At 55.3% G+C, this 21,600-nt stretch carries 22 protein-coding genes, 1 tRNA gene and 3 pseudogenes; 15 read left to right on the plus strand and 11 right to left on the minus strand.

Annotated elements, in window-relative coordinates; genetic code table 11:
* Nucleotides 1-191 precede the first annotated feature (191 nt).
* On the minus strand, nucleotides 192-1,484 hold the full coding sequence (locus Q3O06_RS06105; RefSeq protein ID WP_301818100.1) for a DD-carboxypeptidase/endopeptidase Mpg: 1,293 nt from the start codon (nucleotides 1,482-1,484) through the stop codon (nucleotides 192-194).
* A 77-nt stretch (nucleotides 1,485-1,561) separates the two neighbouring features.
* Here Q3O06_RS06105 and Q3O06_RS06110 point away from each other — a divergent pair, with 77 nt between their 5' ends.
* A complete protein-coding gene (locus Q3O06_RS06110) occupies nucleotides 1,562-2,530 on the plus strand; it encodes a hypothetical protein (RefSeq protein ID WP_301818101.1) in 969 nt (322 codons plus the stop codon).
* A gap of 72 nt (nucleotides 2,531-2,602) precedes the next feature.
* Here Q3O06_RS06110 and dxs read toward each other — a convergent pair whose 3' ends face one another.
* Both dxs and xerC read right to left on the minus strand, forming a co-directional pair.
* The gene (dxs, locus tag Q3O06_RS06115; RefSeq protein WP_301818102.1) at nucleotides 2,603-4,507 is read right to left on the minus strand and encodes a 1-deoxy-D-xylulose-5-phosphate synthase; all 1,905 of its coding nucleotides are present in this window, start codon (nucleotides 4,505-4,507) and stop codon (nucleotides 2,603-2,605) included.
* A gap of 85 nt (nucleotides 4,508-4,592) precedes the next feature.
* The gene (gene xerC / locus Q3O06_RS06120) at nucleotides 4,593-5,510 is read right to left on the minus strand and encodes a tyrosine recombinase XerC (RefSeq protein ID WP_301818103.1); all 918 of its coding nucleotides are present in this window, start codon (nucleotides 5,508-5,510) and stop codon (nucleotides 4,593-4,595) included.
* A 196-nt stretch (nucleotides 5,511-5,706) separates the two neighbouring features.
* On the opposite strand from xerC, the gene fba reads away from it, so the two are divergent.
* The 9 genes from fba (at nucleotide 5,707) to Q3O06_RS06165 (ending at nucleotide 14,402) form a co-directional block, all read left to right on the plus strand.
* Nucleotides 5,707-6,771 carry a class II fructose-bisphosphate aldolase gene (gene fba / locus Q3O06_RS06125; protein ID WP_002219833.1) on the plus strand — a complete coding sequence of 355 codons (1,065 nt, stop codon included), beginning with the start codon at nucleotides 5,707-5,709 and terminating at the stop codon, nucleotides 6,769-6,771.
* A gap of 156 nt (nucleotides 6,772-6,927) precedes the next feature.
* Complete coding sequence (locus Q3O06_RS06130) at nucleotides 6,928-7,767, plus strand: factor H-binding protein (RefSeq protein ID WP_301818104.1); 840 nt, start codon at nucleotides 6,928-6,930, stop codon at nucleotides 7,765-7,767.
* 138 nt (nucleotides 7,768-7,905) lie between these two features.
* Nucleotides 7,906-8,583 (plus strand): tRNA (adenosine(37)-N6)-threonylcarbamoyltransferase complex dimerization subunit type 1 TsaB, encoded by a 678-nt coding sequence (gene tsaB, locus Q3O06_RS06135; RefSeq protein WP_301818105.1) that lies wholly within the window; start codon nucleotides 7,906-7,908, stop codon nucleotides 8,581-8,583.
* Nucleotides 8,580-9,020: a ribosomal protein S18-alanine N-acetyltransferase gene (gene rimI / locus Q3O06_RS06140; protein ID WP_301818106.1), complete on the plus strand. Its 441-nt coding sequence runs from the start codon at nucleotides 8,580-8,582 to the stop codon at nucleotides 9,018-9,020. Before tsaB ends, rimI begins: the two co-directional genes overlap by 4 nt.
* A complete protein-coding gene (locus tag Q3O06_RS06145; protein WP_301818107.1) occupies nucleotides 9,014-9,757 on the plus strand; it encodes a uracil-DNA glycosylase family protein in 744 nt (247 codons plus the stop codon). The genes rimI and Q3O06_RS06145 overlap by 7 nt, the downstream gene beginning before the upstream one ends.
* A 61-nt stretch (nucleotides 9,758-9,818) precedes the next feature.
* Nucleotides 9,819-10,460, plus strand: a complete 642-nt coding sequence (gene pyrE / locus Q3O06_RS06150; protein ID WP_301818108.1) for an orotate phosphoribosyltransferase — start codon at nucleotides 9,819-9,821, stop codon at nucleotides 10,458-10,460.
* Nucleotides 10,461-10,533: 73 nt separating this feature from the next.
* The gene (locus Q3O06_RS06155) at nucleotides 10,534-10,980 is read left to right on the plus strand and encodes an MJ0042-type zinc finger domain-containing protein (RefSeq protein WP_301818109.1); all 447 of its coding nucleotides are present in this window, start codon (nucleotides 10,534-10,536) and stop codon (nucleotides 10,978-10,980) included.
* The gene (argA, locus tag Q3O06_RS06160) at nucleotides 10,977-12,287 is read left to right on the plus strand and encodes an amino-acid N-acetyltransferase (protein ID WP_301818110.1); all 1,311 of its coding nucleotides are present in this window, start codon (nucleotides 10,977-10,979) and stop codon (nucleotides 12,285-12,287) included. Before Q3O06_RS06155 ends, argA begins: the two co-directional genes overlap by 4 nt.
* A gap of 96 nt (nucleotides 12,288-12,383) precedes the next feature.
* Nucleotides 12,384-14,402: a prolyl oligopeptidase family serine peptidase gene (locus Q3O06_RS06165; protein WP_301818111.1), complete on the plus strand. Its 2,019-nt coding sequence runs from the start codon at nucleotides 12,384-12,386 to the stop codon at nucleotides 14,400-14,402.
* Between the two features lie 56 nt (nucleotides 14,403-14,458).
* Here Q3O06_RS06165 and Q3O06_RS06170 read toward each other — a convergent pair whose 3' ends face one another.
* The 3 genes from Q3O06_RS06170 to msrC form a co-directional block, all read right to left on the minus strand.
* Entirely contained in the window at nucleotides 14,459-14,785 is a 327-nt protein-coding gene (locus Q3O06_RS06170; RefSeq protein ID WP_301818147.1) for a rhodanese-like domain-containing protein, read from the minus strand.
* 76 nt (nucleotides 14,786-14,861) lie between these two features.
* Nucleotides 14,862-15,518 (minus strand): protein-L-isoaspartate O-methyltransferase family protein, encoded by a 657-nt coding sequence (locus tag Q3O06_RS06175; RefSeq protein WP_196428581.1) that lies wholly within the window; start codon nucleotides 15,516-15,518, stop codon nucleotides 14,862-14,864.
* Between the two features lie 102 nt (nucleotides 15,519-15,620).
* Nucleotides 15,621-16,124 carry a free L-methionine (R)-S-oxide reductase MsrC gene (gene msrC / locus Q3O06_RS06180; protein WP_502572640.1) on the minus strand — a complete coding sequence of 168 codons (504 nt, stop codon included), beginning with the start codon at nucleotides 16,122-16,124 and terminating at the stop codon, nucleotides 15,621-15,623.
* Between the two features lie 184 nt (nucleotides 16,125-16,308).
* On the opposite strand from msrC, the gene tpiA reads away from it, so the two are divergent.
* The 5 genes and pseudogenes from tpiA to Q3O06_RS06205 all read left to right on the plus strand — a co-directional run bounded on the left by tpiA (nucleotide 16,309) and on the right by Q3O06_RS06205 (nucleotide 19,064).
* Nucleotides 16,309-17,082 carry a triose-phosphate isomerase gene (gene tpiA / locus Q3O06_RS06185; protein WP_301818113.1) on the plus strand — a complete coding sequence of 258 codons (774 nt, stop codon included), beginning with the start codon at nucleotides 16,309-16,311 and terminating at the stop codon, nucleotides 17,080-17,082.
* Between the two features lie 6 nt (nucleotides 17,083-17,088).
* Nucleotides 17,089-17,439, plus strand: coding sequence for a preprotein translocase subunit SecG (secG, locus tag Q3O06_RS06190; RefSeq protein ID WP_003752857.1), 351 nt, complete (start codon nucleotides 17,089-17,091; stop codon nucleotides 17,437-17,439).
* A gap of 13 nt (nucleotides 17,440-17,452) precedes the next feature.
* A tRNA-Leu gene (locus Q3O06_RS06195) sits at nucleotides 17,453-17,538 on the plus strand.
* A gap of 843 nt (nucleotides 17,539-18,381) precedes the next feature.
* Nucleotides 18,382-18,744, plus strand: a complete 363-nt coding sequence (locus Q3O06_RS06200; RefSeq protein WP_301818114.1) for a type II toxin-antitoxin system RelE/ParE family toxin — start codon at nucleotides 18,382-18,384, stop codon at nucleotides 18,742-18,744.
* A gap of 2 nt (nucleotides 18,745-18,746) precedes the next feature.
* Nucleotides 18,747-19,064 (plus strand): annotated as a pseudogene (locus tag Q3O06_RS06205) (helix-turn-helix domain-containing protein).
* Here Q3O06_RS06205 and Q3O06_RS06210 read toward each other — a convergent pair.
* From Q3O06_RS06210 to Q3O06_RS06220, 5 genes and pseudogenes are all read right to left on the minus strand, one after another.
* Entirely contained in the window at nucleotides 18,965-19,288 is a 324-nt protein-coding gene (locus tag Q3O06_RS06210; protein WP_301818153.1) for a hypothetical protein, read from the minus strand. The pseudogene Q3O06_RS06205 and the gene Q3O06_RS06210 sit on opposite strands and share 100 nt — an antisense overlap.
* A 159-nt stretch (nucleotides 19,289-19,447) precedes the next feature.
* Entirely contained in the window at nucleotides 19,448-19,675 is a 228-nt protein-coding gene (locus Q3O06_RS11185; protein WP_373323501.1) for a M48 family metalloprotease, read from the minus strand.
* Nucleotides 19,672-20,154: a M48 family metallopeptidase gene (locus Q3O06_RS11190; protein ID WP_373323502.1), complete on the minus strand. Its 483-nt coding sequence runs from the start codon at nucleotides 20,152-20,154 to the stop codon at nucleotides 19,672-19,674. Before Q3O06_RS11190 ends, Q3O06_RS11185 begins: the two co-directional genes overlap by 4 nt.
* Before the next feature lie 237 nt (nucleotides 20,155-20,391).
* Nucleotides 20,392-20,481 (minus strand): annotated as a pseudogene (locus tag Q3O06_RS11195) (leucyl-tRNA synthetase); the annotation flags it as partial.
* A gap of 153 nt (nucleotides 20,482-20,634) precedes the next feature.
* A pseudogene (locus tag Q3O06_RS06220) lies at nucleotides 20,635-21,425 on the minus strand (DpnI domain-containing protein).
* Nucleotides 21,426-21,600: the final 175 nt, after the last annotated feature.

The following is a 21,600-nucleotide window of genomic DNA, read 5'->3' on the forward strand; positions in this document are numbered from 1 at the left end:
TCTGATGCGCTTCCGATAAAATGCCGTCTGATTTTTTCAGACGGCATTTTCTATTCTTCTGCATTGGAGGCGCGTAGTACGGCAAGGCGAGACAACACCGTACTGATTTTTGTTAATCCACTATAAATACCGTCTGAAAACCTGTTTGCAGATTTTCAGACGGCATTGTTTTTGTCGTCGCGGTTCAAACTTCAATCCGATTGCGACACGGTAACCGGTATGCCGCGCAAGCGCGCAAGCAGCGCGTCCGCCTTCTGTTTCTGCGCGGCAAACGCCGCCTTGTCCGCCTGCGTCAATTCGGGTGTCGGCAATGCGACCGAAACAGGATTGACGGGCTGCCCGTTGATGCGCGCCTCGTAATGCAGGTGCGGCCCGGTCGAACGCCCGGTCGAACCGACAAAACCGATGACCTCGCCGCCGCGCACATTGCCTTGTGCCTGCGAAAACGCGCTCAAATGCGCGTACAGCGTTTCCACACCGTTGGCGTGGCGTATCATCACCGCGTTGCCGTATCCGCCCTTCCGGCCTTTAAAGGTAATCACGCCGTCGGCGGAAGCCCTGACCGGCGTTCCCTGCGGTGCGGCATAATCGATGCCCGTGTGCAGCCGCCAAGTGTGCAGGATGGGGTGCATACGGTAGCCGAACGGCGAAGAAATGCGCGTATAGGCCAGCGGCTCGATGTTGAAGCCGCCTTTTTCCTGCAATACCCTGCCGTCTTCATCGTAATAATTGCCGCCCCCTCCTCCTTCCTTGTCCGAACGGTAATAGAACGCCTGATGCCTTGTGCCGCCCTTGACGACTTCCGCCGCCAGAATATCGCCCGTCGCCATCTGCTGCCCGTGGAAATACAGGCTGTCGTAAAGCAGGCGCACGGCATCGCCTTCCTTCAAACCGTCAAGGCTGAAGCGGCCGGCGAAAATCCCGCTTAAGGATTCGCGGATTTCGACGGGTACTTCCGCCTGAGCCAACGCGCCGCGCGCCGAAGTTTTGACCACGACCGAACGCAGCGTCGGCAAAACCTTCATATCCGCCTCAGCAGCCGACCGCCGCCATATGCCGCCTTTTTTTTCCAAAGCGACCAGATTGCGCTCGCCGTCTTCGTCGGTAAAAAACTGCACTTCGCGCGCGCCGCCGTCGCCGCCGACCAAAACATGAACCGACTGGTCGGCACGCAAATGCCGCAAATCGGCTTCGCCGCCATATTTTTCCGTGATTCGGGCAATCTCGTCCCGCGCCATACCCGAACGCGCCAGCACGTCCGCCAGCGAGTCGCCCGGCTGCACCGCCTCCTGCACCCAATATGCCGTCTGAACGTCGCTTCCCTCCCAAGACAGCGGCGGCAGTTTTTGTTCCACGCGCTGCGGTCTGACGCGCTCCGTCCTCTCTGTCGAAGCAATGTATGCCGCCGACACCAAAATAATCGAAACGGCAAGCGCGCGCAGCGCGTATTTCCGATGTTTTGCCGAAAGTGGGAAGACAGCCATATTGTTCCTTTTTGACGGCGTTTGCGCCGAATCCTCTATAATGTTGCGCCTGACCTGCATTTCTGAAACGTCAAACGATGAAACTCACCCTCGCCCTCCCCTCGCTCAATTTGGATGAAGACGAAATCCGAATACCTCTCTGCCTGCACGCCTTCAACAAAATCCTGCAATACGGCTCGCTGCACCGCCAAAGCTGCACGGCTTCGGCATTTTACGCGCGTTATTTGTGGTGCGGCAGACTGGCGGAACGCGCGGCGCAAAGCCTGAATATGCCGTCTGAAGCCGTCGCGCTCGCCACGCCCGTCTGGCAGAAAATGGGGATGCATCAGGCAAATGTATTGACGGCGGAATATTTGGACATCGGAAAAGGCGAGGCCGAACGCCTTTGTTTTGACCTGTCTGAATTTTACCGAGACATTTCCTGGCATTTTACGCCTATCCTACCCGAATTATGGCTGATTTCCATGCAACGGCCATACCGCTGGGGGGCGAAGCCCGTTTTGGACTTGGGCGGACTGTTGGGCGCGGACGATCAGCCAGACGGGGAAGACGCGTTGGAATGGCTGCGCGTCCAAACCGAAATCCAAATGTGGCTGGCGGCGCACCCCGTCAACCATAACCGCAAAAAACGCGGGCTGCCCGAATTGAACGGCTTATGGCTTTGGGACTGCACAAACGGCGGCGCGCAAGGCGGCACGCTTTTCGCCGATACAGTTTGGAGCCGTTTCCACCCCGACCGCCGCGCATTGCCCGACAGTTTCCGCATCTACGAAGAAACGGCGGCATACCTACCCGACACGCACCATATCCTGTTTATGGACGATTTGCGCCTGACCGCCCTGACAGGGGACAGGGAACGGTATGCGGCAATATTGCAGCAGTGGGAAGAACGCTGGTTCGCACCGATCTACGAAGCCGTCCGCACCGGCAAAATCAAACGGCTGGACATCGCCACAGACGGATTAAACGGCGGCACGCTGACGTTTACCGCTGCAGACAGGTGGAAATTCTGGCGCGGTACGAGGAACTTTGACGGAATTTGGTAAGCTTGCCGAACAAAACCGCAACAATGCCGTCTGAAGCCCGAATCGGGTTTCAGACGGCATTTCCGTATCCGTTCAGACCTGACGTGCCGACCAACCGTTCACACGCCGTTCCACCGCTTCGGCACTCAAGCCCAAATCGTCCAACAATTTTTTCGGGTCGCCGTGTCCGGTTACGGTATCGGCAACGCCCAGCAGCAAAACGGGTTTGCAGATGCCGTGTTTCGCCAATACTTCCAGCACCGCGCTGCCCGCGCCGCCCTGTTCGGCGTTTTCTTCGGCGGTAACGATGTAATCGTGGCTTTGGGCGAGACGGACGATGAGTTCCTCGTCTATCGGTTTGACGAAGCGCATATCGGCGACGGTGGCGTTCAGTTTGTCGGCAACCGCCAATGCGGGGGAGACCATACTGCCGAAGGCGATGAATGCGGTTTTCTCGCCTTGGCGGCGGATAATGCCCTTGCCGATTTCCACGGTTTCCATGCCGTCTGAAACGGGCGCGCCCGTACCCGTGCCGCGCGGATAGCGGACGGCGGCGGGCGCATCCGCCTGATAGCAGGTCGAAAGCAGCAGGCGGCATTCGTTTTCATCGCTCGGTGCGGCAACAATCATGTTCGGCACGCAGCGCAAGAAGCTCAAATCGTACAAACCGGCATGGGTCGGGCCGTCCGCGCCGACGATGCCAGCGCGGTCGACGGCAAACAAAACGGGCAGGTTTTGCAGGGCGATGTCGTGCACCAGTTGGTCGTAGGCGCGTTGTAAAAAGGTGGAATAAATCGCCACGACAGGCTTCATCCCTTCGCAAGCCAAACCGCCGGCAAAGGTAACGGCGTGCTGCTCGGCAATACCGACATCGAAATAACGGTCGGGGAATCGTTGTTCGAATTCAACCAGTCCGCTGCCCTCGCGCATGGCGGGGGTAATCGCAACCAATCGGGAATCTGCCGCCGCTTGGTCGCACAGCCATTTGCCGAACACTTGCGTATAGGTCGGTTTGGCGGCGGGCTTGGGTTCTTTTTCAGACGGCATTTGTGCCGCGCCTTCTTTGGGCAGGTTGGCAACGGCGTGGTATTTGACGGGGTCGTTTTCGGCGAGTTTGTAGCCGTTGCCCTTTTTGGTTATGACGTGCAGAAGCTGAGGGCCTTTGCGGCCGCGCAAGTCTTTCAATACGTCCACCAGATGTTCGACGTTGTGTCCGTCCACGGGGCCGGTGTAGCGGAAGCCGAAGTTTTCAAACAGAGACAGCGACTGTTTGGCGTGTTCCGCCTCGCCCGCCAGCGTTTTGATTTTGTGTTCGACTTTTTGGGCAAACTCCATCGCGCCGGGCAGCTTGTCCAAGACTTTGCTCGACTGGGCTTTGATGGTACTCAACAGTCCGTGCATATCGCGTACGACGTTGCTGGCGAGGTATTTCGGCAGCGCGCCAACGTTGGGGGAAATCGACATTTCATTGTCGTTGAGGACGACCAGCAAATCCACATCCATATCGCCCGCGCAGTTCAAGGCTTCAAACGCCTGACCCGCCGTCATCGCGCCGTCGCCGATAATCGCGACGCTGCGGCGGTCGCTGCCCAAGAGTTTGTCTGCCGCCGCCATACCCAACGCCGCGCCGATGGAGGTGGAGGAATGCCCCACGCCGAACGCGTCGTACTCGGACTCGCAACGTTTCGGAAAACCCGCCAAACCGCCGTATTGGCGCATCGTGTGCATCTGGTTTTTTCTGCCGGTGAGGATTTTGTGCGGATAGCTTTGGTGTCCGACATCCCACACCAGCTTGTCTTCGGGCGTGTTGTAAACGTAGTGCAGCGCAACCGTCAATTCGACCGCGCCCAAATTGCTGGCGAAATGCCCGCCGGTCTGCCCGACAGATTCCAACAGAAAGGCGCGCAGCTCGGCGGCGACTTGGGGCAACTGTTTTTTATCCAGGCGGCGCAGGTCTTGCGGGCTGTCAATCAGGTCGAGTAGGGGGCTTGGGTTCATGGTGTGTCTTTTTTTATGTGTCGTCCGGGTGCAACGGTCAATTATATATCAAGAGTGTGCGGCTGACGGCTGATTTTGCCGTATGTCATTCGTCCTGCCGCTTGGCGCGCGGGTGGGCTTCGTCATAGAGGCGGGCGATGTGGTCGAAATCGAGCTTGGTGTAAATCTGCGTGGTCGAAAGGCTGCTGTGTCCGAGCAGCTCCTGCACCGCCCTGATGTCGCGCGAAGCCTGCAACAGGTGTCCGGCATAGCTGTGGCGCATCATATGCGGCGAAACGTGCCTGCCGTCGCCGTGTTTCACCGCCCACGATTCGAGGCGTTTTTGGATTTGGCGTTGGCTCAGGCGCGTGCCGTTCCTGCCGGTAAACAGGGCTTTGCCGTCCGATGCCGTCTGACGCAGCGGCAGATAGTTTTTCAGGGCTTCCACGCTTTTGCCGGTCAGCGGCACCTGACGCTGCTTGCTCCCTTTGCCGGTAACGTGCACCCACGCCTCGTCCAAATATACATCATCTGCATTCAAGCCGTGTATCTCGCTCACGCGCAAACCGCTGCCGTACATCAGCTCGAACAGCGCGTGATCGCGTACCGCCAGCGGGTCGCCGCCGTCCACGGGCAAATCCAGCATCCGGTTCAGCCATTCCTGCGGCAGGGCTTTGGGTACGCGCTCGGGCTGCTTCGGCGGTTTGATGTCGGCGGTCGGGTCGGCGCGCATCAGCCCGCGTTTGACCAGCCAGGCGCAATACTGCCGCCAAGACGACAGCTTGCGCGCCAGCGTCCGCGCATTCAAACCGCGCTGCGACAGCCGCCGCAACGCCGCCGTAAAATCGCGCCGCGACAAGTCCTGCGGCACGCCGCCTTCATCTTCAGACGGCATTTGTGCCAACAGCGCAAACAGTTCTTCCAAATCGCGCCGGTATGCCGCAACCGTGTGTTCCGACTTACCCTCGCGCACGATGTTTTCCAAATAAGCGTCAAAATGCGCCGCAAACCCGTCCAAAACCATAACCGTCCCACACAAATATCAAAAAACCAGTGAAAACATTATCATAAACGACACACCAAAACCCCGAACCACCCAAAATCCGACCCGTCCGCCCGCCGTTATCGTTAACATAAAATCAATGTAGCGGTTTGTAGTTTTTTGCCGCAAAAAACATTATAATCCAACTTATTTACCCCCACTGCCCAAGGAGACAAAAATGGCACTCGTATCCATGCGCCAACTGCTCGACCACGCCGCCGAAAACAGCTACGGTCTGCCTGCATTCAACGTTAACAACCTCGAACAGATGCGCGCCATCATGGAGGCGGCCGACCAAGTCAACGCCCCCGTTATCGTTCAAGCATCCGCAGGCGCACGCAAATACGCAGGTGCCCCATTCCTGCGCCATCTGATTTTGGCCGCAGTCGAAGAATTCCCGCACATCCCTGTCGTGATGCACCAAGACCACGGCGCATCTCCTGATGTATGCCAACGCTCCATCCAACTGGGCTTCTCCTCCGTGATGATGGACGGCTCGCTGATGGAAGACGGCAAAACCCCTTCTTCTTACGAATACAACGTCAATGCCACCCGTACCGTGGTTAACTTCTCCCACGCTTGCGGCGTGTCTGTCGAAGGCGAAATCGGCGTATTGGGCAACCTCGAAACCGGCGAAGCAGGCGAAGAAGACGGCGTAGGCGCAGTAGGCAAGCTTTCCCACGACCAAATGTTGACCAGCGTCGAAGATGCCGTGCGTTTCGTTAAAGATACCGGCGTTGACGCATTGGCGATTGCCGTCGGCACCAGCCACGGCGCATACAAATTCACCCGTCCGCCCACAGGCGACGTATTGCGTATCGACCGCATCAAAGAAATCCACCAAGCCCTGCCCAATACACACATCGTGATGCACGGCTCCAGCTCCGTTCCGCAAGAATGGCTGAAAGTCATCAACGAATACGGCGGCAATATCGGCGAAACCTACGGCGTGCCGGTTGAAGAAATCGTCGAAGGCATCAAACACGGCGTGCGCAAAGTCAATATCGATACCGACTTGCGCCTTGCTTCCACCGGCGCGGTACGCCGCTACCTTGCTGAAAACCCGTCCGACTTTGACCCGCGCAAATACCTGAGCAAAACCATTGAGGCCATGAAGCAAATCTGCCTCGACCGCTATCTTGCGTTCGGCTGCGAAGGTCAGGCAGGCAAAATCAAACCTGTTTCCTTGGAAAAAATGGCAAACCGTTATGCCAAGGGCGAATTGAACCAAATCGTCAAATAACAGGTTGCCTGTAAACAAAATACCGTCTGAACCGTTGTTCGGACGGTATTTGATTTTTGCTTCTTTGACCTGCCTCATTGATGCAGTATGCAAAAAAGATACCGCAACCAAAACGTTTATATATTATCTATTCTGCGTATGACTGGGAGTAAACCTGTGAACCGAACTGCCTTCTGCTGCCTTTCCCTGACCGCCACCCTGATTCTGACCGCCTGCAGCAGCGGAGGCGGCGGAAGCGGCGGTGTCGCCGCCGACATCGGCACGGGGCTTGCCGATGCACTAACCGCACCGCTCGACCATAAAGACAAAGGTTTGAAATCCCTGACATTGGAAGACTCCATTCCCCAAAACGGAACACTGACCCTGTCGGCACAAGGTGCGGAAAAAACTTTCAAAGCCGGCGGTAAAGACAACAGCCTCAACACGGGCAAACTGAAGAACGACAAAATCAGCCGCTTCGACTTCGTGCAAAAAATCGAAGTGGACGGACAAACCATCACGCTGGCAAGCGGCGAATTTCAAATATACAAACAGGACCACTCCGCCGTCGTTGCCCTACAGATTGAAAAAATCAACAACCCCGACAAAATCGACAGCCTGATAAACCAACGCTCCTTCCTTGTCAGCGGTTTGGGCGGAGAACATACCGCCTTCAACCAACTGCCCGGCGGCAAAGCCGAGTATCACGGCAAAGCATTCAGCTCCGACGATGCCGGCGGAAAACTGACCTATACCATAGATTTCGCCGCCAAACAGGGACACGGCAAAATCGAACACCTGAAAACACCTGAGCAGAATGTCGAGCTTGCCTCCGCCGAACTCAAAGCAGATGAAAAATTATACGCCGTCATTTTGGGCGACACGCGCTACGGCAGCGAAGAAAAAGGCACTTACCACCTCGCCCTTTTCGGCGACCGCGCCCAAGAAATCGCCGGCTCGGCAACCGTGAAGATAGGGGAAAAGGTTCACGAAATCGGCATCGCCGGCAAACAGTAGCATTTGAAAAATGCCGTCCGAACACGATAATTTACCGTTCGGACGGCATTTTTGCGCCATACCGCCCTAGGACACGACGGCACGGCAGGCAAGCCGGTTTCACTATATAATGCCGTCTGAACCAACGAGAACCACACCATGCAAGCCGATTTCAACCGCCCCGTCCTCGCCGTCGATACCGGAACTTCCTATTTGTCGCTCGCGCTGCGCGCCGACGGCGAAACCCGCCTGTTCCATCAGGAGGCCGGCAGCCGCCAGTCCGAACTGATCCTGCCGGAAATCCGCACCCTATTCCGAAATGCGGGCATTACCGCCGCCGATTTGGGGGCGATTGTTTATGCGAAAGGTCCCGGCGCGTTTACCGGCCTGCGTATCGGCATCGGCGTGGCTCAGGGTTTGGCAACGCCGTTTGATACCCCTTTAATCGGCGTACCCTCGCTCGATGCCGCCGCCTCGCTGCCGCCGCCGCAAAGCTGCATCCTTGCCGCTACGGACGCTCGTATGGGCGAAGTGTTTTATGCATGGTTCGATACACTGAACTGCCGCCGTTTGAGCGATTATCAGGTCGGGCGGGCGGCAGACATCCGGCTGCCGGAGGGATGTGCCTTTTCAGACGGCATAGGCAGCGCGTTCGCGCTGGAAGAGGTCCCGCCGTTTTCAGGCAGGCCGGATATGCCGACTGCCACCGACTTTCTCGCATTGGCAGCCAAGGGCGGATATCCTGCCGTCCATGCCGCAGACGCCGGTTTGCTCTACGTCCGCAACAAAATCGCCCTGACTGCCAAAGAACAGGCCGAACGGAGAGCGCGCCCGTGAACATCCGCCTTGCCGTTTATGCTGATTGCGCGGCACTGGCCGCACTCGATGCCGTCTGCAACCCGTCTGCATGGACGCAACGCCAATTCGAATCCGCACTCGTTTCGCCGTCCGAACAGGTTTTCCTTGCGGAAAAAGACGGCGGGATTGCCGCCTTTATCGTGTGGCAGAACCTGCCCGACGAATCCGAACTGCACCTGATTGCCACCGCACCCGAATGCCGCCGCCGTGGCGTTGCGTCCGCCCTGCTCGAATATTGGTACGCACACCTGCCCGAAGGCACGCAACGCCTGCTGCTCGAAGTCCGCGCGGGCAACACCGCCGCACAGGCACTGTATGCCAAACACGGCTTCAGCATTGCGGGTAGGCGGAAAAACTATTACCGTACAGCCGACGGTAAAACCGAAGATGCCGTCTTAATGGAGAAAATATGTTAAGCGCGCGCTACCTCCACCTGCACGAAGCCTTGGGTTTGGGTCCGATGTGGTTGAAACGGGGAGCCGTCGTCCTGCCGTCAGCAACATTGCCGGAAAGCCCGACACAAATCCGCCCGCAAAAGCAAACCGTCCTCAGCATTCCGCAGCGTCCGCCCGAACAGCATACCGGTCAGGCACGGCTCAAAACCATGAAAGTGTTGGAAACAGCCGCTGTACATACGCGCAAACCCGCGCCTGAAACCGAAACGCCTCCGCTCGGCCTTTCAGACGGCATTGCCCCCGTTCCTGCCGCTTCGGGCATCACCAAGCTTGCCGTCGTCAGCCTGTGTCCGCCGACCGAAGATATGGTTTACGGCGAGCTGTTCCACGGCAAACCGGGCATCCTACTCGACAACATCCTCAAGGCCGCAGGGCTCGATGCCGCCTATGTTCACAAAACCTGTTGGGTGAAAACCGCCGCCGTCGGCAACCCGATGCCGTCTGAAGCGGCAATCGCAAATGCGCTAGAACAAACCGCCCGCGAACTCGACGGCTGCCGCGCGCCCGCCGTCCTGTTCCTCGGACAGGCGTTTGTCAAACCGGAACGGCAGGCGATGATTGAAACCTTGTGCGCCGGCCGCCCCTTCTTCATCATCGACCACCCCGCCCGGCTGTTGCGCCAACCCGAACTCAAAGCCCGCGCCTGGCAGACGCTCAAGCAGCTCAAACGTGTCTTGGCGCAAGGCGGCGGCAGTTGAAGCGCGCCGCACGGGGCGGTAGAATCGCAACTGCGTCCCAATATCTGACAGAAAGCACAAAATGACCGATTTCCGCCAAGATTTCCTCAAATTCTCCCTCGCCCAAAATGTTTTGAAATTCGGCGAATTTACCACCAAAGCCGGACGGCGGTCGCCCTATTTCTTCAACGCCGGACTCTTTAACGACGGCGCATCCACGCTGCAACTGGCAAAATTTTACGCGCAATCCATCATCGCAAGCGGCATCGGGTTCGATATGCTGTTCGGCCCCGCCTACAAAGGCATTATTTTGGCGGCGGCAACCGCGATGATGCTGGCGGAAAAAGGCGTGAACGTCCCGTTTGCCTACAACCGCAAAGAAGCCAAAGACCACGGCGAAGGCGGCGTGTTGGTCGGTGCGCCGCTTAAAGGGCGCGTGCTGATTATCGACGACGTGATTTCCGCCGGAACATCCGTGCGCGAATCGATCAAGCTGATTGAAGCGGAGGGTGCAACCCCCGCCGGCGTCGCCATCGCGCTCGACCGCATGGAAAAAGGCACGGGTGAATTGTCCGCCGTTCAGGAAGTGGAAAAACAATACGGACTGCCCGTCGTTCCCATCGCCAACCTGAACGACCTCTTCACACTGCTGCAAAACAACCCCGAATTCGGACAGTTCCTCGAACCCGTCCGAGCCTACCGTCGGCAGTACGGCGCAGGATAAAAACAAAGCATATGCCGTCTGAACCGCCTTACGCCTCAGACGGCATTAAACCTGACACACACGAGGAAATACCATGCCCGCCTGTTTCTGCCCCCACTGCAAAACCCGTCTTTGGGTCAAAGAAACCCAGCTCAATGTCGCCCAAGGCTTCGTCGTCTGCCAAAAATGCGAAGGGCTGTTTAAAGCCAAAGACCATCTGGCAAGCACGAAAGAACCCATATTCAACGATTTGCCCGAAGCTGTTTCGGATGTCAAACTCGTCCACCGCATCGGCACGCACGCCATCGGCAAAAAACAGATTTCCCGCGACGAAATCGCCGGCATCCTCAACGGCGGCACAACCCCGCCCGATATTCCGCCCGCAACCGCCGCAACCGCCGCTGCCGCGCCTGCCGCCGCACCGCAGGTTTCCGTACCGCCCGCCGCGCCCGCCCGTCAGGAAGGGTTCAACTGGACTATTGCAACCCTGTTCGCGCTTATCGTCCTCATTATGCAGCTTTCCTACCTCTTCATCCTATGAACGCGCCCGACAGCTTTGTCGCCCACTTCCGCGAAGCCGCCCCCTACATCCGCCAAATGCGCGGCACGACACTGGTCGCCGGCATAGACGACCGCCTGCTCGAAGGCGATACCTTAAACAAGCTCGCCGCCGACATCGGGCTGTTGTCGCAACTGGGCATCCGCCTCATCCTCATCCACGGCGCACGCCACTTCCTCGACCGCCTCGCCGCCGCGCAAGGCCGCACGCCGCATTATTGCCGGGGTTTGCGCGTTACCGACGAAACCTCGCTCGGACAGGCGCAGCAGTTTGCCGGCACCGTCCGCAGCCGTTTTGAAGCCGCATTGTGCGGCAGCGTTTCCGGGTTTGCGCGCGCGCCTTCCGTCCCGCTCGTATCGGGCAACTTCCTGACCGCCCGTCCGATAGGCGTGATTGACGGAACCGATATGGAATACGCGGGCGTTATCCGCAAAACCGACACCGCCGCCCTCCGCTTCCAACTCGAAGCGGGCAATATCGTCTGGCTGCCGCCGCTCGGGCATTCCTACGGCGGCAAAACCTTCCATCTCGATATGCTTCAAACTGCCGCTTCCGTCGCCGTCTCGCTTCAGGCCGAAAAACTCGTTTACCTGACCCTTTCAGACGGCATTTCCCACCCCGACGGCACGCTCGCCGAAACCCTCTCGGCACAGGAAGCGCAATCGCTGGCGGAACACGCCGGCGGCGAAACGCGACGGCTGATTTCGTCCGCCGTTGCCGCGCTCGAAGGCGGCGTGCACCGCGTCCAAATCCTCAACGGGGCCGCCGACGGCAGCCTGCTGCAAGAACTCTTCACCCGCAACGGCATCGGCACATCCATTGCCAAAGAAGCCTTCGTCTCCATCCGTCAGGCGCACAGCGGCGACATTCCGCACATCGCCGCCCTCATCCGCCCGCTGGAAGAACAGGGCATCCTGCTGCACCGCAGCCGCGAATACCTCGAAAACCACATTTCCGAATTTTCCATCCTCGAACACGACGGCAACCTGTACGGTTGCGCCGCCCTGAAAACCTTTGCCGAAGCCGATTGCGGCGAAATCGCCTGCCTTGCCGTCTCACCGCAGGCACAGGACGGCGGCTACGGCGAACGCCTGCTTGCCCACATTATCGATAAGGCGCGCGGCATAGGCATAAGCAGGCTGTTCGCACTGTCCACAAATACCGGCGAATGGTTTGCCGAACGCGGCTTTCAGACGGCATCGGAAGACGAGTTGCCCGAAACGCGGCGCAAAGACTACCGCAGCAACGGACGGAACTCGCATATTCTGGTGCGTCGCCTGCACCGCTGACCGCAACGGAAAGCCGCCGCAGAAATGCCGTCCGAACCCCGTTTCAGACGGCATTTCCCCGATTATTAAAGACCTGCCTGCCCCTCAAGGACTCCGATGAAATCCTACCCCGACCCCTACCGCCATTTTGAAAACCTCGATTCCGCCGAAACGCAAAACTTCGCTGCTGAAGCGAATGCCGAAACGCGTGCGCGTTTTTTGGAAAACGACAAAGCACGCGAATTGTCTGACGGCATTTTGGCGCAATTGCAGGACACACGGCAGATTCCGTTTTGTCAGGAACACCGCGCGCGGATGTACCATTTCCATCAGGATGCGGAATATCCGAAGGGCGTGTACCGCGTGTGTACGGCGGCGACGTACCGTTCCGGCTATCCTGAGTGGAAAATCTTGTTTTCGGTGGCGGATTTCGACGAATTGCTCGGCGACGATGTGTATTTGGGCGGTGTGTCGCACTTGGTGGAAAAGCCCAACCGCGCGTTATTAACACTGAGCAAATCGGGCGGCGATACGGCGTACACGCTGGAAGTGGACTTGGAAGCAGGAAAGTTGGTAGAAGGCGGGTTTCACTTTCCGGCAGGCAAAAACCATGTGTCGTGGCGCGATGAAAACAGCGTTTGGGTCTGTCCGGCTTGGGACGAACGCCAGTTGACCGAATCGGGCTATCCGCGCGAAGTATGGCTGGTGGAACGCGGCAAGAGTTTCGAGGAAAGCCTGCCGGTGTATCAAATTGCCGAAGACGGCATGATGGTGAACGCGTGGCGTTACCTCGATCCGCAGGGTTCGCCGATTGATTTGATTGAAGCGTCGGACGGTTTTTACACCAAAACCTATTTGCAGGTCTCAGCCGAAGGCGAAGCGAAACCGTTAAACCTGCCCAACGATTGCGACGTGGTCGGCTATCTGGCGGGGCACCTGTTGCTGACCTTGCGTAAAGACTGGCACCGCGCGAACCAAAGCTATCCGAGCGGCGCGTTGGTGGCGGTGAAGCTGAATCGGGGCGAATTGGGCGCGGCGCAGCTTTTGTTTGCGCCCGATGAAACGCAGGCATTGGAAAGCGTGGAAACGACCAAGCGTTTTGTGGTGGCGAGCCTGCTGGAAAACGTACAGGGCCGTCTGAAAGCGTGGCGTTTTACTGATGGCAAATGGCAGGAAGTCGAACTGCCGCGCCTGCCTTCGGGCGCGTTGGAAATGACCGACCAGCCGTGGGGCGGCGATGTGGTTTACCTTGCCGCCAGCGATTTCACCACGCCGCTGACGCTGTTTGCATTGGATTTGAACGTGATGGAACTGACCGTCATGCGCCGCCAGCCGCAGCAGTTTGTTTCAGACGGCATCGAAGTGCAACAGTTTTGGACGACTTCAGCCGACGGCGAGCGCATTCCTTATTTCCACGTCGGCAAAAACGCCACGTCCGACACGCCGACGCTGGTTTATGCCTACGGCGGTTTCGGCATTCCCGAATTGCCGCATTATCTGGGCAGCGTCGGCAAATATTGGTTGGAAGAGGGCAACGCCTTCGTGTTGGCGAACATACGCGGCGGCGGCGAGTTCGGCCCGCGCTGGCATCAGGCGGCGCAGGGAATCAGCAAACACAAAAGCGTCGATGATTTGCTTGCCGTCGTGCGCGATTTGTCCGAACGCGGTATCAGTTCGCCCAAACACATCGGTTTGCAGGGCGGCAGCAACGGCGGCCTGGTTACCGCCGCCGCCTTCGTGCGCGAACCGCAAAGCATAGGCGCGCTGGTGTGCGAAGTGCCGCTGACCGACATGATCCGTTATCCGCTGCTGTCCGCCGGTTCAAGCTGGACGGACGAATACGGCAATCCGCAAAAATACGAAGTCTGCAAACGCTGGCTGGGCGAATTGTCGCCGTATCACAATCTTTCAGACGGCATCGATTATCCGCCAGCGCTCATCACCACCAGCCTCAGCGACGACCGCGTCCATCCCGCCCACGCGCTCAAGTTCTACGCCAAACTGCGCGAAACTTCCACACAATCTTGGCTCTACTCGCCCGACGGCGGCGGTCATACCGGCAACGGCACGCAACGCGAATCCGCCGACGAAATGGCGTGCGTCTTATTGTTTCTCAAAGAATTTTTGGCATCATAAATCAAGACGGCATTCCGTACCGTATCCGATAAGGAATGCCGTCTGAAATGCCCGCCTCAATAACGTATCATGTTGCCGTCAATCTCGGCCGCCCACGCGTCGATGCCGCCCTGAAGGTTGTACAGGTTTTCAAACCCCGCGTCCGCCAAATACATCGCCGTATGCAGGCTGCGGATACCGTGATGGCAATACACCACAAGCGGCACGCCGTCGTCCGGCAGCTCGTTCTGCCGCAGCGGAATCAGATTCATCGGGATATGTACCGCATCGGGCAGCGAACAAATCGCCGCTTCTTCGTCCGTACGCACGTCCAGCAGTCGGAACACCCGTCCCTCATCCATCCAAATTTTCAGTGCCAACGGCGAGAGTTGCACAATATCCATCGGGTTTCCTTTCCCCAATCGAGCAAAATGCCGTCTGAAACGCAATCTGCTTTCAGACGGCATCACAATCCGAACATCAAAAATTAAAACTGTCGAAAGGATGAGTATCCTTATCGTCCAAATGCGCCACCAAAGTATCGAACAGCGCCTTCTCTTCAAACGTATCGCCTTGACGCGTAATCAAAAGCGCGCGTTGAACAGGCTTGCGTCCTACGATAACCGCCATACGACCGCCGTCCTTCAACTGTTCTTTCAACACTTCAGGCACAAGGTTTACCGCGCCGCCGACGTAAACCGCATCAAACGGCGCACCTGCGGAAGGCCCGGTCAGTCCGTTGTTTTGCACATAATCGATATTGTCCAAAGCCAAGCCGTCCAACACCGCTTTTGCACGGTTTTGCTGTTCGGCATCGAGGTCGTCCGAAACCACTTTGCCCGCCAATTTTGCCAAAAGCGCGGTCGCATAGCCCGAGCCTGTACCGATTTCCAAAACCGTATCATTTTTAGTCAGCTTCAAACCCTGCGCCAGCCGCGCCACGACTTTCGGCTCGAGCATCTTATGACCGTTGGCAAGCGGCAGCTCCATATCCGCATACGCCAAACCCTGCAAAGACCCGTTCACGAAACGCTCGCGCGGAATCTCCGCCAAAGCGTCCAACACGTCAAAATCCAACACATCCCAAGGACGGATCTGCTGTTCGACCATATTGAACCGCGCTTTTTCAAAATCCATTTAGTGCTCCGTCAAATAATTGTTTTATCAATGGCAGGCATTATAAAACCACACTACCGCCGCGCCAACTTCGGTACGCGAAGCCCGCCCGTTTTGCCAGTCTCAAGCCGCCTGACGCGAAGCCTCAAACCGCTTCTCCAAAATCTTCGCCAGTTCGCCCAAATACAAAGCATCCGCCTCATCAAACTGCGCCAAATGTTCGCTGTCCGCGTCCAACACGCCGATACAGCGGCCGTCTGAAAACAGCGGAACCACAATTTCCGAACGCGACAAAGACGAACAGGCAATATGGTCGGGATGCGCGTTCACATCCTTAACAACCGCCGTTTCACCCTTCGCCCAAGCCTGACCGCACACCCCGCGTCCGAACGGAATCCGCGTACACGCCAAAGGCCCCTGAAACGGTGCCAAAACCAATTCGTCCGAACGCGTATCGACCAAATAAAAACCCACCCAAAACCAGCCGAACGCCTCCTTCAAAACCGCCGCCGTGTTCGCCAAATTCGCCACCCAATCCGCCTCGTCCGCCACCACAGACTCAATCTGCGGCAACACCTCACGATAAAGCGCGACCTTGTCCGAAGCCGAAAAATGAAGCGCGTGCATCACATCTCCCATATTTGCATACATATCAGGCGGCCATTATAAAACAGCCTGCCCGAAACAGCATTCCAAACCGCTCCCGCAGCCGCCCGCTCTCAAGTTGCGAACCCGCCGCATATCCACTAAACTTCACATTGCAACGCGCCACACGCGGCAGACAGAAAAAACACGACACGGAGCAAAAAAGATGTATCACCAAATCGGAATGTGGGATCAAAAATGGGTCATCGGCAACTGGAAAATGAACGGCCGGCTCCAGAACAACAACGCACTGATGCACCGCTTCCGCATCCTCCCCACCGCCGAACGCGTCCTCATCGGACTCGCCGCCCCGACCGTTTACCTGCTGCAACTGCACAACGCCATGCAAATCGTCTTAAACAACCGCATCCTCACCTGCGCCCAAGACGTGAGCCGCTTCCCCAACAACGGCGCATACACCGGCGAAGTGTCCGCCGAAATGCTCGCCGACATCGGCACAGACATCGTCCTCATCGGACACTCCGAACGCAGCCTTTATTTCGGCGAAAAAAACGAAATCCAACGCCGCAAAATGGAAAACGTCCTCAACGTCGGACTCATCCCATTATTGTGCGTCGGTGAAAGCCTCGAAGAGCGCGAAGCCGGCAAAGAACACGAAGTCATCGCCCACCAGCTTTCCATCCTGCAAGGTTTGAATACCAAAAACATCGCTGTTGCCTACGAGCCGGTTTGGGCAATCGGTACAGGCAAAGTCGCCACCGTCGGACAGATTGCCGACATGCACGCATTCATCTACAAAGAAATCTTGTCTTTGTGCGGAAGCGATGTTAAAATCCGCGTCCTTTACGGCGGAAGTGTGAAGGCGGACAACGCAGCCGACATCTTCGCAGTACCTTATGTGGACGGCGCACTCGTCGGCGGCGCGTCATTGTCGTACGACTCCTTTACCGCCATCATCAGTGCCGCACAAAATGCGTAGAAAAATATGGAAGCCTTCAAAACCCTTATTTGGATTATTAATATCATTTCCGCCTTGGCCGTCATCGTGTTAGTATTGCTCCAACACGGCAAAGGCGCGGATGCAGGCGCGACCTTCGGATCGGGAAGCGGCAGCGCGCAAGGCGTATTCGGCTCGGCGGGCAACGCCAACTTCCTCAGCCGTTCGACCGCCGTTGCAGCAACATTTTTCTTTGCAACCTGCATGGCTATGGTGTATATTCACACCCACACGACAAAACACGGTTTGGACTTCAGCAACGTACAACAGACTCAGCAAGCACCCAAACCCGTAAACAATACCGAACCTTCTGCCCCTGTTCCTCAGCAGCAGAAATAACAGTTTTTCAAATGCCGACATGGTGAAATTGGTAGACACGCTATCTTGAGGGGGTAGTGGCCGTAGGCTGTGCGAGTTCAAATCTCGCTGTCGGCACCAACACACAAAAACGCCTGAAATTTTCAGGCGTTTTTTTCGTTCAATGCCGTTTAACGCCGTAAACCAAAGCCAATCAATACAAGGATTTCAGACTGATTGTTATCCTGCCGTCCCCCTTCCTGAGACCTTTGCAAAATTCCCCAAAATCCCCTAAATTCCCACCAAGACATTTAGGGAATTTTCCATGAGCACCTTCTTCCTAACCGTACAATCCCGTCCAATCCGCCCTAATTGAACTAACCTGATTTTTTGCGGCATCCGAAAATACTGCGAAAAATACCGTAAAAATAAAGCTGAACGACCGCCAAATCAGGAATGTCAAGCGGAAAAGAGCCTGCGGGGAATACTGACGAACCGTAGGGAACGAGGGGAAACCGTCCAAGATGCAGGGCGGTTTTTTTGGTTCTCGGAAAATCCCTATATAGAAATGCACTACCCTTACCCGTTACCGTTAAGTATTATAAAAATAAGTTTATGAAATAAAATAATAAAAAAATCGGTAACGATTACGGTAACAAGTAGTAACGGATTGGTAATGGATTTTGCGTGTTTGCGGTTTTTTGCCGTCTTGGCGGTGGGAGCGCAGTGGGACAGAAAGCCGAAACGCACGGAAATACGCCAATTTTTGGTAGGAAAGGTGATTAAATCGCTTGGTTATATTGCGGCATAGGAAGACGGCGAAACGCGCTAAAAACGGAAATTTGAGCCATTGGCATTGATTGATTAAAAAATAGGCAGATTGACCGCCAATGCTTCAGACGGCATAAACCGGGGAATCAGGCGGCTTGCCGCCTTGCCTGTCTTTGGTATAATCCCCAGTATCACTAAGTAAACGGCTACACAATGCGGATATTCAAAAACCAGTGGATAGTGAAATTTGCCAAGAAACATAAAATCAGTGATTCCGAGCTGCTGGAAGCGGTAGAGCGGGCGGATAAGGGGCTGATAGATGCAGACCTTGGCGGCGGCGTGATTAAGCAACGCATAGCACGGCAAGGGCAAGGCAGAAGCGGCGGTTATCGCAGCCTGATACTGTTCAAACAGGCAGATAGGGCATTTTTCGTTTATGCCTTTGCCAAGAACGATCGTGAAAACATTTCAGATAAAGAACTGGCAGCACTGAAAGACTTGGCACGGTATGCCACCAAGTGCAACAAGCAGGAGCTTGAAGCCCTGATTATCAAAATGGATTTACAGGAGATTTGAAAATGGAACGGAAATATAAAAGCGAGCTAAGCGGCGTAATCCACGAAATGGCAACCGCATTGCACGACATCGGCGCAATCGACAAAAAGACTATGCGCGGCTTTGACAAGTCCTGCCTGACCGAAATCAAACCGTTGAGCGGCGGGGACATCAAGGCAATCAGAGAGAAGGAGGCACTATCGTAAGCCGCCTTTGCCATCTATCTCAACGTGGGGAAAAATCACGTTTCGGCTTGGGAGCGGGGCGTTAAAAAGCCCAGCGGCGCGGCGTTGAAGCTGCTGACCATCGTCAAAAACAAGGGCATCGAAGCCATTGCGTAACCGGCTTGGCAAACGGCAAAATCAGCAAGTTCACAATAGACGCGCTGCTGAATATGCCTGACGAAACAGGCAAGACCGCCGAACTGAATATCAGGGCGTAGCCGCACAAATGCCCCTGCCACATCAAACCAAGCCGAAACGGCGGCGGTGCAGACGGCATAGCCCGACCGCGAGGCACGGCGCAGACAGGCGCGAAACCCGAAACATCCCCGACCGCGAGGCACGGGGATTTTTTGAGCCCGTTGCAGGGGGGATTGGATTTAAGCGGCGCGTGCTTGAAGGCAAAACGGGCGGGGCGCAGAACTGTTTAAATGCCGTCTGAATCTCAAACGGATTTCAGACGGCATTTTGAAACAACGGCTCAAATTCTCGATTTCCTTCCCTTACCGCCGACGTTTTTTATTAACGCGCCCCCTATTTCTGACACTTTGCTCATAAACCGGCATAACGGTCGGCAACAACCGTTTTAGATTTTCTATACGGGCATTGTTTGTCGGATGAGTAGAGGTAATAGCATAAATAAAGCCGTTTTGGTCGTTTTCCTGATTCATTTTTTCCCAAACCCTGACAGCGGCCGCCGGATGATAGCCTGCCTGCGCCATCAACATCATTCCCCCTCATCGGCTTCTTCTTCCAAGCTGCGGCTATAAGGCAAAGTAAGACCGTACGTCCCCAAAATATCCATACCCAATCCGACCAATTCCGGATTAGTGTCCGGTTTTTTGTCTAATATAATCTGCGTGCCTATCTGCGCCACCGTATTGGTCAAAATTTGTTGCCCGACCTTATTTTTACCGTGTTCATGCAGGGCGTGCGTCATTTCATGCCCCATAATGGCGGCAATTTCATCATCGGTCAGCTTGAGTTTGTCGACTATCCCCGTATAAAACGCCATTTTCCCGCCGGGCAGCGCCCACGCGTTCAGCTCATCGTTTTTGAAAACCGTCATTTTCCAGTCAAACCTATGGCCGGTATTATTTGCCGCATCGGCATAAGGCAGCATACGTCGAAATACTGCCTGCACCCTGCGGGCTGTTCTGGATGTGGTATCGACATTGCCGGCAGACTTGTTCAACTCAACCGTTTTCATATAATCTTTGGCAGCCGTAGCGTTCATTGTGGCGGAATCATGACCGTAAACATCAGCAACGACCGCACAACCTCCCAATATCGAGATTGCTGCCGACAGACAGACTATCCGTTTAAAGGAAGGAAGGAAATTTCATATTAGGCTTATCCCTTAAAAAATTAAATTCAAAAAATGCCGTCTGAATCCAAAACGGATTTCGGACGGTATCTTAACATTGTTTAATGTTTTTAAAAAGATTTACACCACGATGTTCACCAGTCTGTCCGGTACGACGATGATTTTCTTGGCAGGCTTGCCTTCTATGAATTTCACTTCACCTTCGGAGGCGGACGGTTTGTCGAAATCAATCATAAATTGCCAATAATCCCCCGACTTTTTTACGGCTGCGCCCCTTTGCAGCGATATTGCGTTGTACTTCATCTGTTTTCAGAATGGCAGAAGAATAAATATCCCTTTCAAATTCAGTATCATGATTTGAAATCAAAACGCCTTGGGAGTTAGGCGCAATTTATTGATTTTTTGTAAAGTCCGCGACCAATAAATTCGATCGTATTTTGGTCGCGCAGAATTTGCAACTGTTGGCGGATTTTGTCTTTGATATGGTTGTTTTGGGGAAATTGGATGGATAGTTTGTCTTCAAATCCATACATTTGCGACAATGTGAATTCTTCGGGGAGTTGGTCGATACATTTCATAACAGCCAAAAGCCAGCCTTTGTGCTCCGCATTTTGGTTGCGTAAAAACAGGTTGGATTGCCATTTTTTCAGAACGGTTTCGGGTTCGATAATGCGGGAATCGTCTATTAAGAATATTTTGCCGCTTTCAGGCAAAGGGGCGAGATTGATGGAACACATAATGTGGTGCGGCCGGTTTTTAATGCCTTTATTTCTGGGAATAATCATGTCCGGCGTGATGAAATGTTTGGGTACAAGCACCAATTGCCGTATGGAGTAATCCGCTTTTTTATATGCAAGAAAGAAAAAGTTGGGGTTGGTATCTGACCGGATGCGCTCCAGCATGGTGCGATATGCACCGTCAGGCACGCTGTTGCCTATGGTTTTTTGATTTTTACTCTTTAATTCATATTGCTCGTGGCAATTTGGGCAAAAGAGGTCTGCAACAGGTTTGTTATTGGCAAATCTCTGCATCGGCTTGCTTCCGCAACAGGGGCAGTAGCCGTTTTTTTCCAGCCAAGCCTCGCTCATTACACGGATTTTGTGGGTTGCTTTATTTTGTTGCTTTCCCAATTCGGTATCGAAAAATAAATTCATATTTTGGATTTTGAGATTAAGTTTTAGTGGATTAACAAAAATCAGGGCAAGGCGGGGCAACGCCGCACCGGTTTAAAGTTAATCCGCTATATTTGAGGTCTGTCATGCAGACAACCCAATCTGCCTTAAAAAGGCCGTCTGAAACCCTGTTTCCAAGTTTTCAGACGGCCTTTCT

The organism is Neisseria maigaei (assembly GCF_958267405.1).
Lineage (GTDB): Bacteria > Pseudomonadota > Gammaproteobacteria > Burkholderiales > Neisseriaceae > Neisseria > Neisseria bergeri.

What these genes read in the sequence shown, in the direction of transcription:
- tsaB (WP_301818105.1), top strand. Translation starts at nt 7,906, where the DNA reads ATGCAAGCCGATTTCAACCGCCCCGTCCTCGCCGTCGATACCGGAACT.
- Q3O06_RS11190 (WP_373323502.1), bottom strand. Translation starts at nt 20,154, where the DNA reads ATGAAAACGGTTGAGTTGAACAAGTCTGCCGGCAATGTCGATACCACA.
- Q3O06_RS06165 (WP_301818111.1), top strand. Translation starts at nt 12,384, where the DNA reads ATGAAATCCTACCCCGACCCCTACCGCCATTTTGAAAACCTCGATTCC.
- msrC (WP_502572640.1), bottom strand. Translation starts at nt 16,124, where the DNA reads ATGCACGCGCTTCATTTTTCGGCTTCGGACAAGGTCGCGCTTTATCGT.
- dxs (WP_301818102.1), bottom strand. Translation starts at nt 4,507, where the DNA reads ATGAACCCAAGCCCCCTACTCGACCTGATTGACAGCCCGCAAGACCTG.
- argA (WP_301818110.1), top strand. Translation starts at nt 10,977, where the DNA reads ATGAACGCGCCCGACAGCTTTGTCGCCCACTTCCGCGAAGCCGCCCCC.
- tpiA (WP_301818113.1), top strand. Translation starts at nt 16,309, where the DNA reads ATGTATCACCAAATCGGAATGTGGGATCAAAAATGGGTCATCGGCAAC.
- Q3O06_RS06155 (WP_301818109.1), top strand. Translation starts at nt 10,534, where the DNA reads ATGCCCGCCTGTTTCTGCCCCCACTGCAAAACCCGTCTTTGGGTCAAA.
- secG (WP_003752857.1), top strand. Translation starts at nt 17,089, where the DNA reads ATGGAAGCCTTCAAAACCCTTATTTGGATTATTAATATCATTTCCGCC.
- Q3O06_RS06200 (WP_301818114.1), top strand. Translation starts at nt 18,382, where the DNA reads ATGCGGATATTCAAAAACCAGTGGATAGTGAAATTTGCCAAGAAACAT.
- fba (WP_002219833.1), top strand. Translation starts at nt 5,707, where the DNA reads ATGGCACTCGTATCCATGCGCCAACTGCTCGACCACGCCGCCGAAAAC.
- Q3O06_RS06110 (WP_301818101.1), top strand. Translation starts at nt 1,562, where the DNA reads ATGAAACTCACCCTCGCCCTCCCCTCGCTCAATTTGGATGAAGACGAA.
- xerC (WP_301818103.1), bottom strand. Translation starts at nt 5,510, where the DNA reads ATGGTTTTGGACGGGTTTGCGGCGCATTTTGACGCTTATTTGGAAAAC.
- Q3O06_RS06105 (WP_301818100.1), bottom strand. Translation starts at nt 1,484, where the DNA reads ATGGCTGTCTTCCCACTTTCGGCAAAACATCGGAAATACGCGCTGCGC.
- Q3O06_RS11185 (WP_373323501.1), bottom strand. Translation starts at nt 19,675, where the DNA reads ATGATGTTGATGGCGCAGGCAGGCTATCATCCGGCGGCCGCTGTCAGG.
- pyrE (WP_301818108.1), top strand. Translation starts at nt 9,819, where the DNA reads ATGACCGATTTCCGCCAAGATTTCCTCAAATTCTCCCTCGCCCAAAAT.
- Q3O06_RS06145 (WP_301818107.1), top strand. Translation starts at nt 9,014, where the DNA reads ATGTTAAGCGCGCGCTACCTCCACCTGCACGAAGCCTTGGGTTTGGGT.
- Q3O06_RS06170 (WP_301818147.1), bottom strand. Translation starts at nt 14,785, where the DNA reads ATGGATATTGTGCAACTCTCGCCGTTGGCACTGAAAATTTGGATGGAT.
- Q3O06_RS06175 (WP_196428581.1), bottom strand. Translation starts at nt 15,518, where the DNA reads ATGGATTTTGAAAAAGCGCGGTTCAATATGGTCGAACAGCAGATCCGT.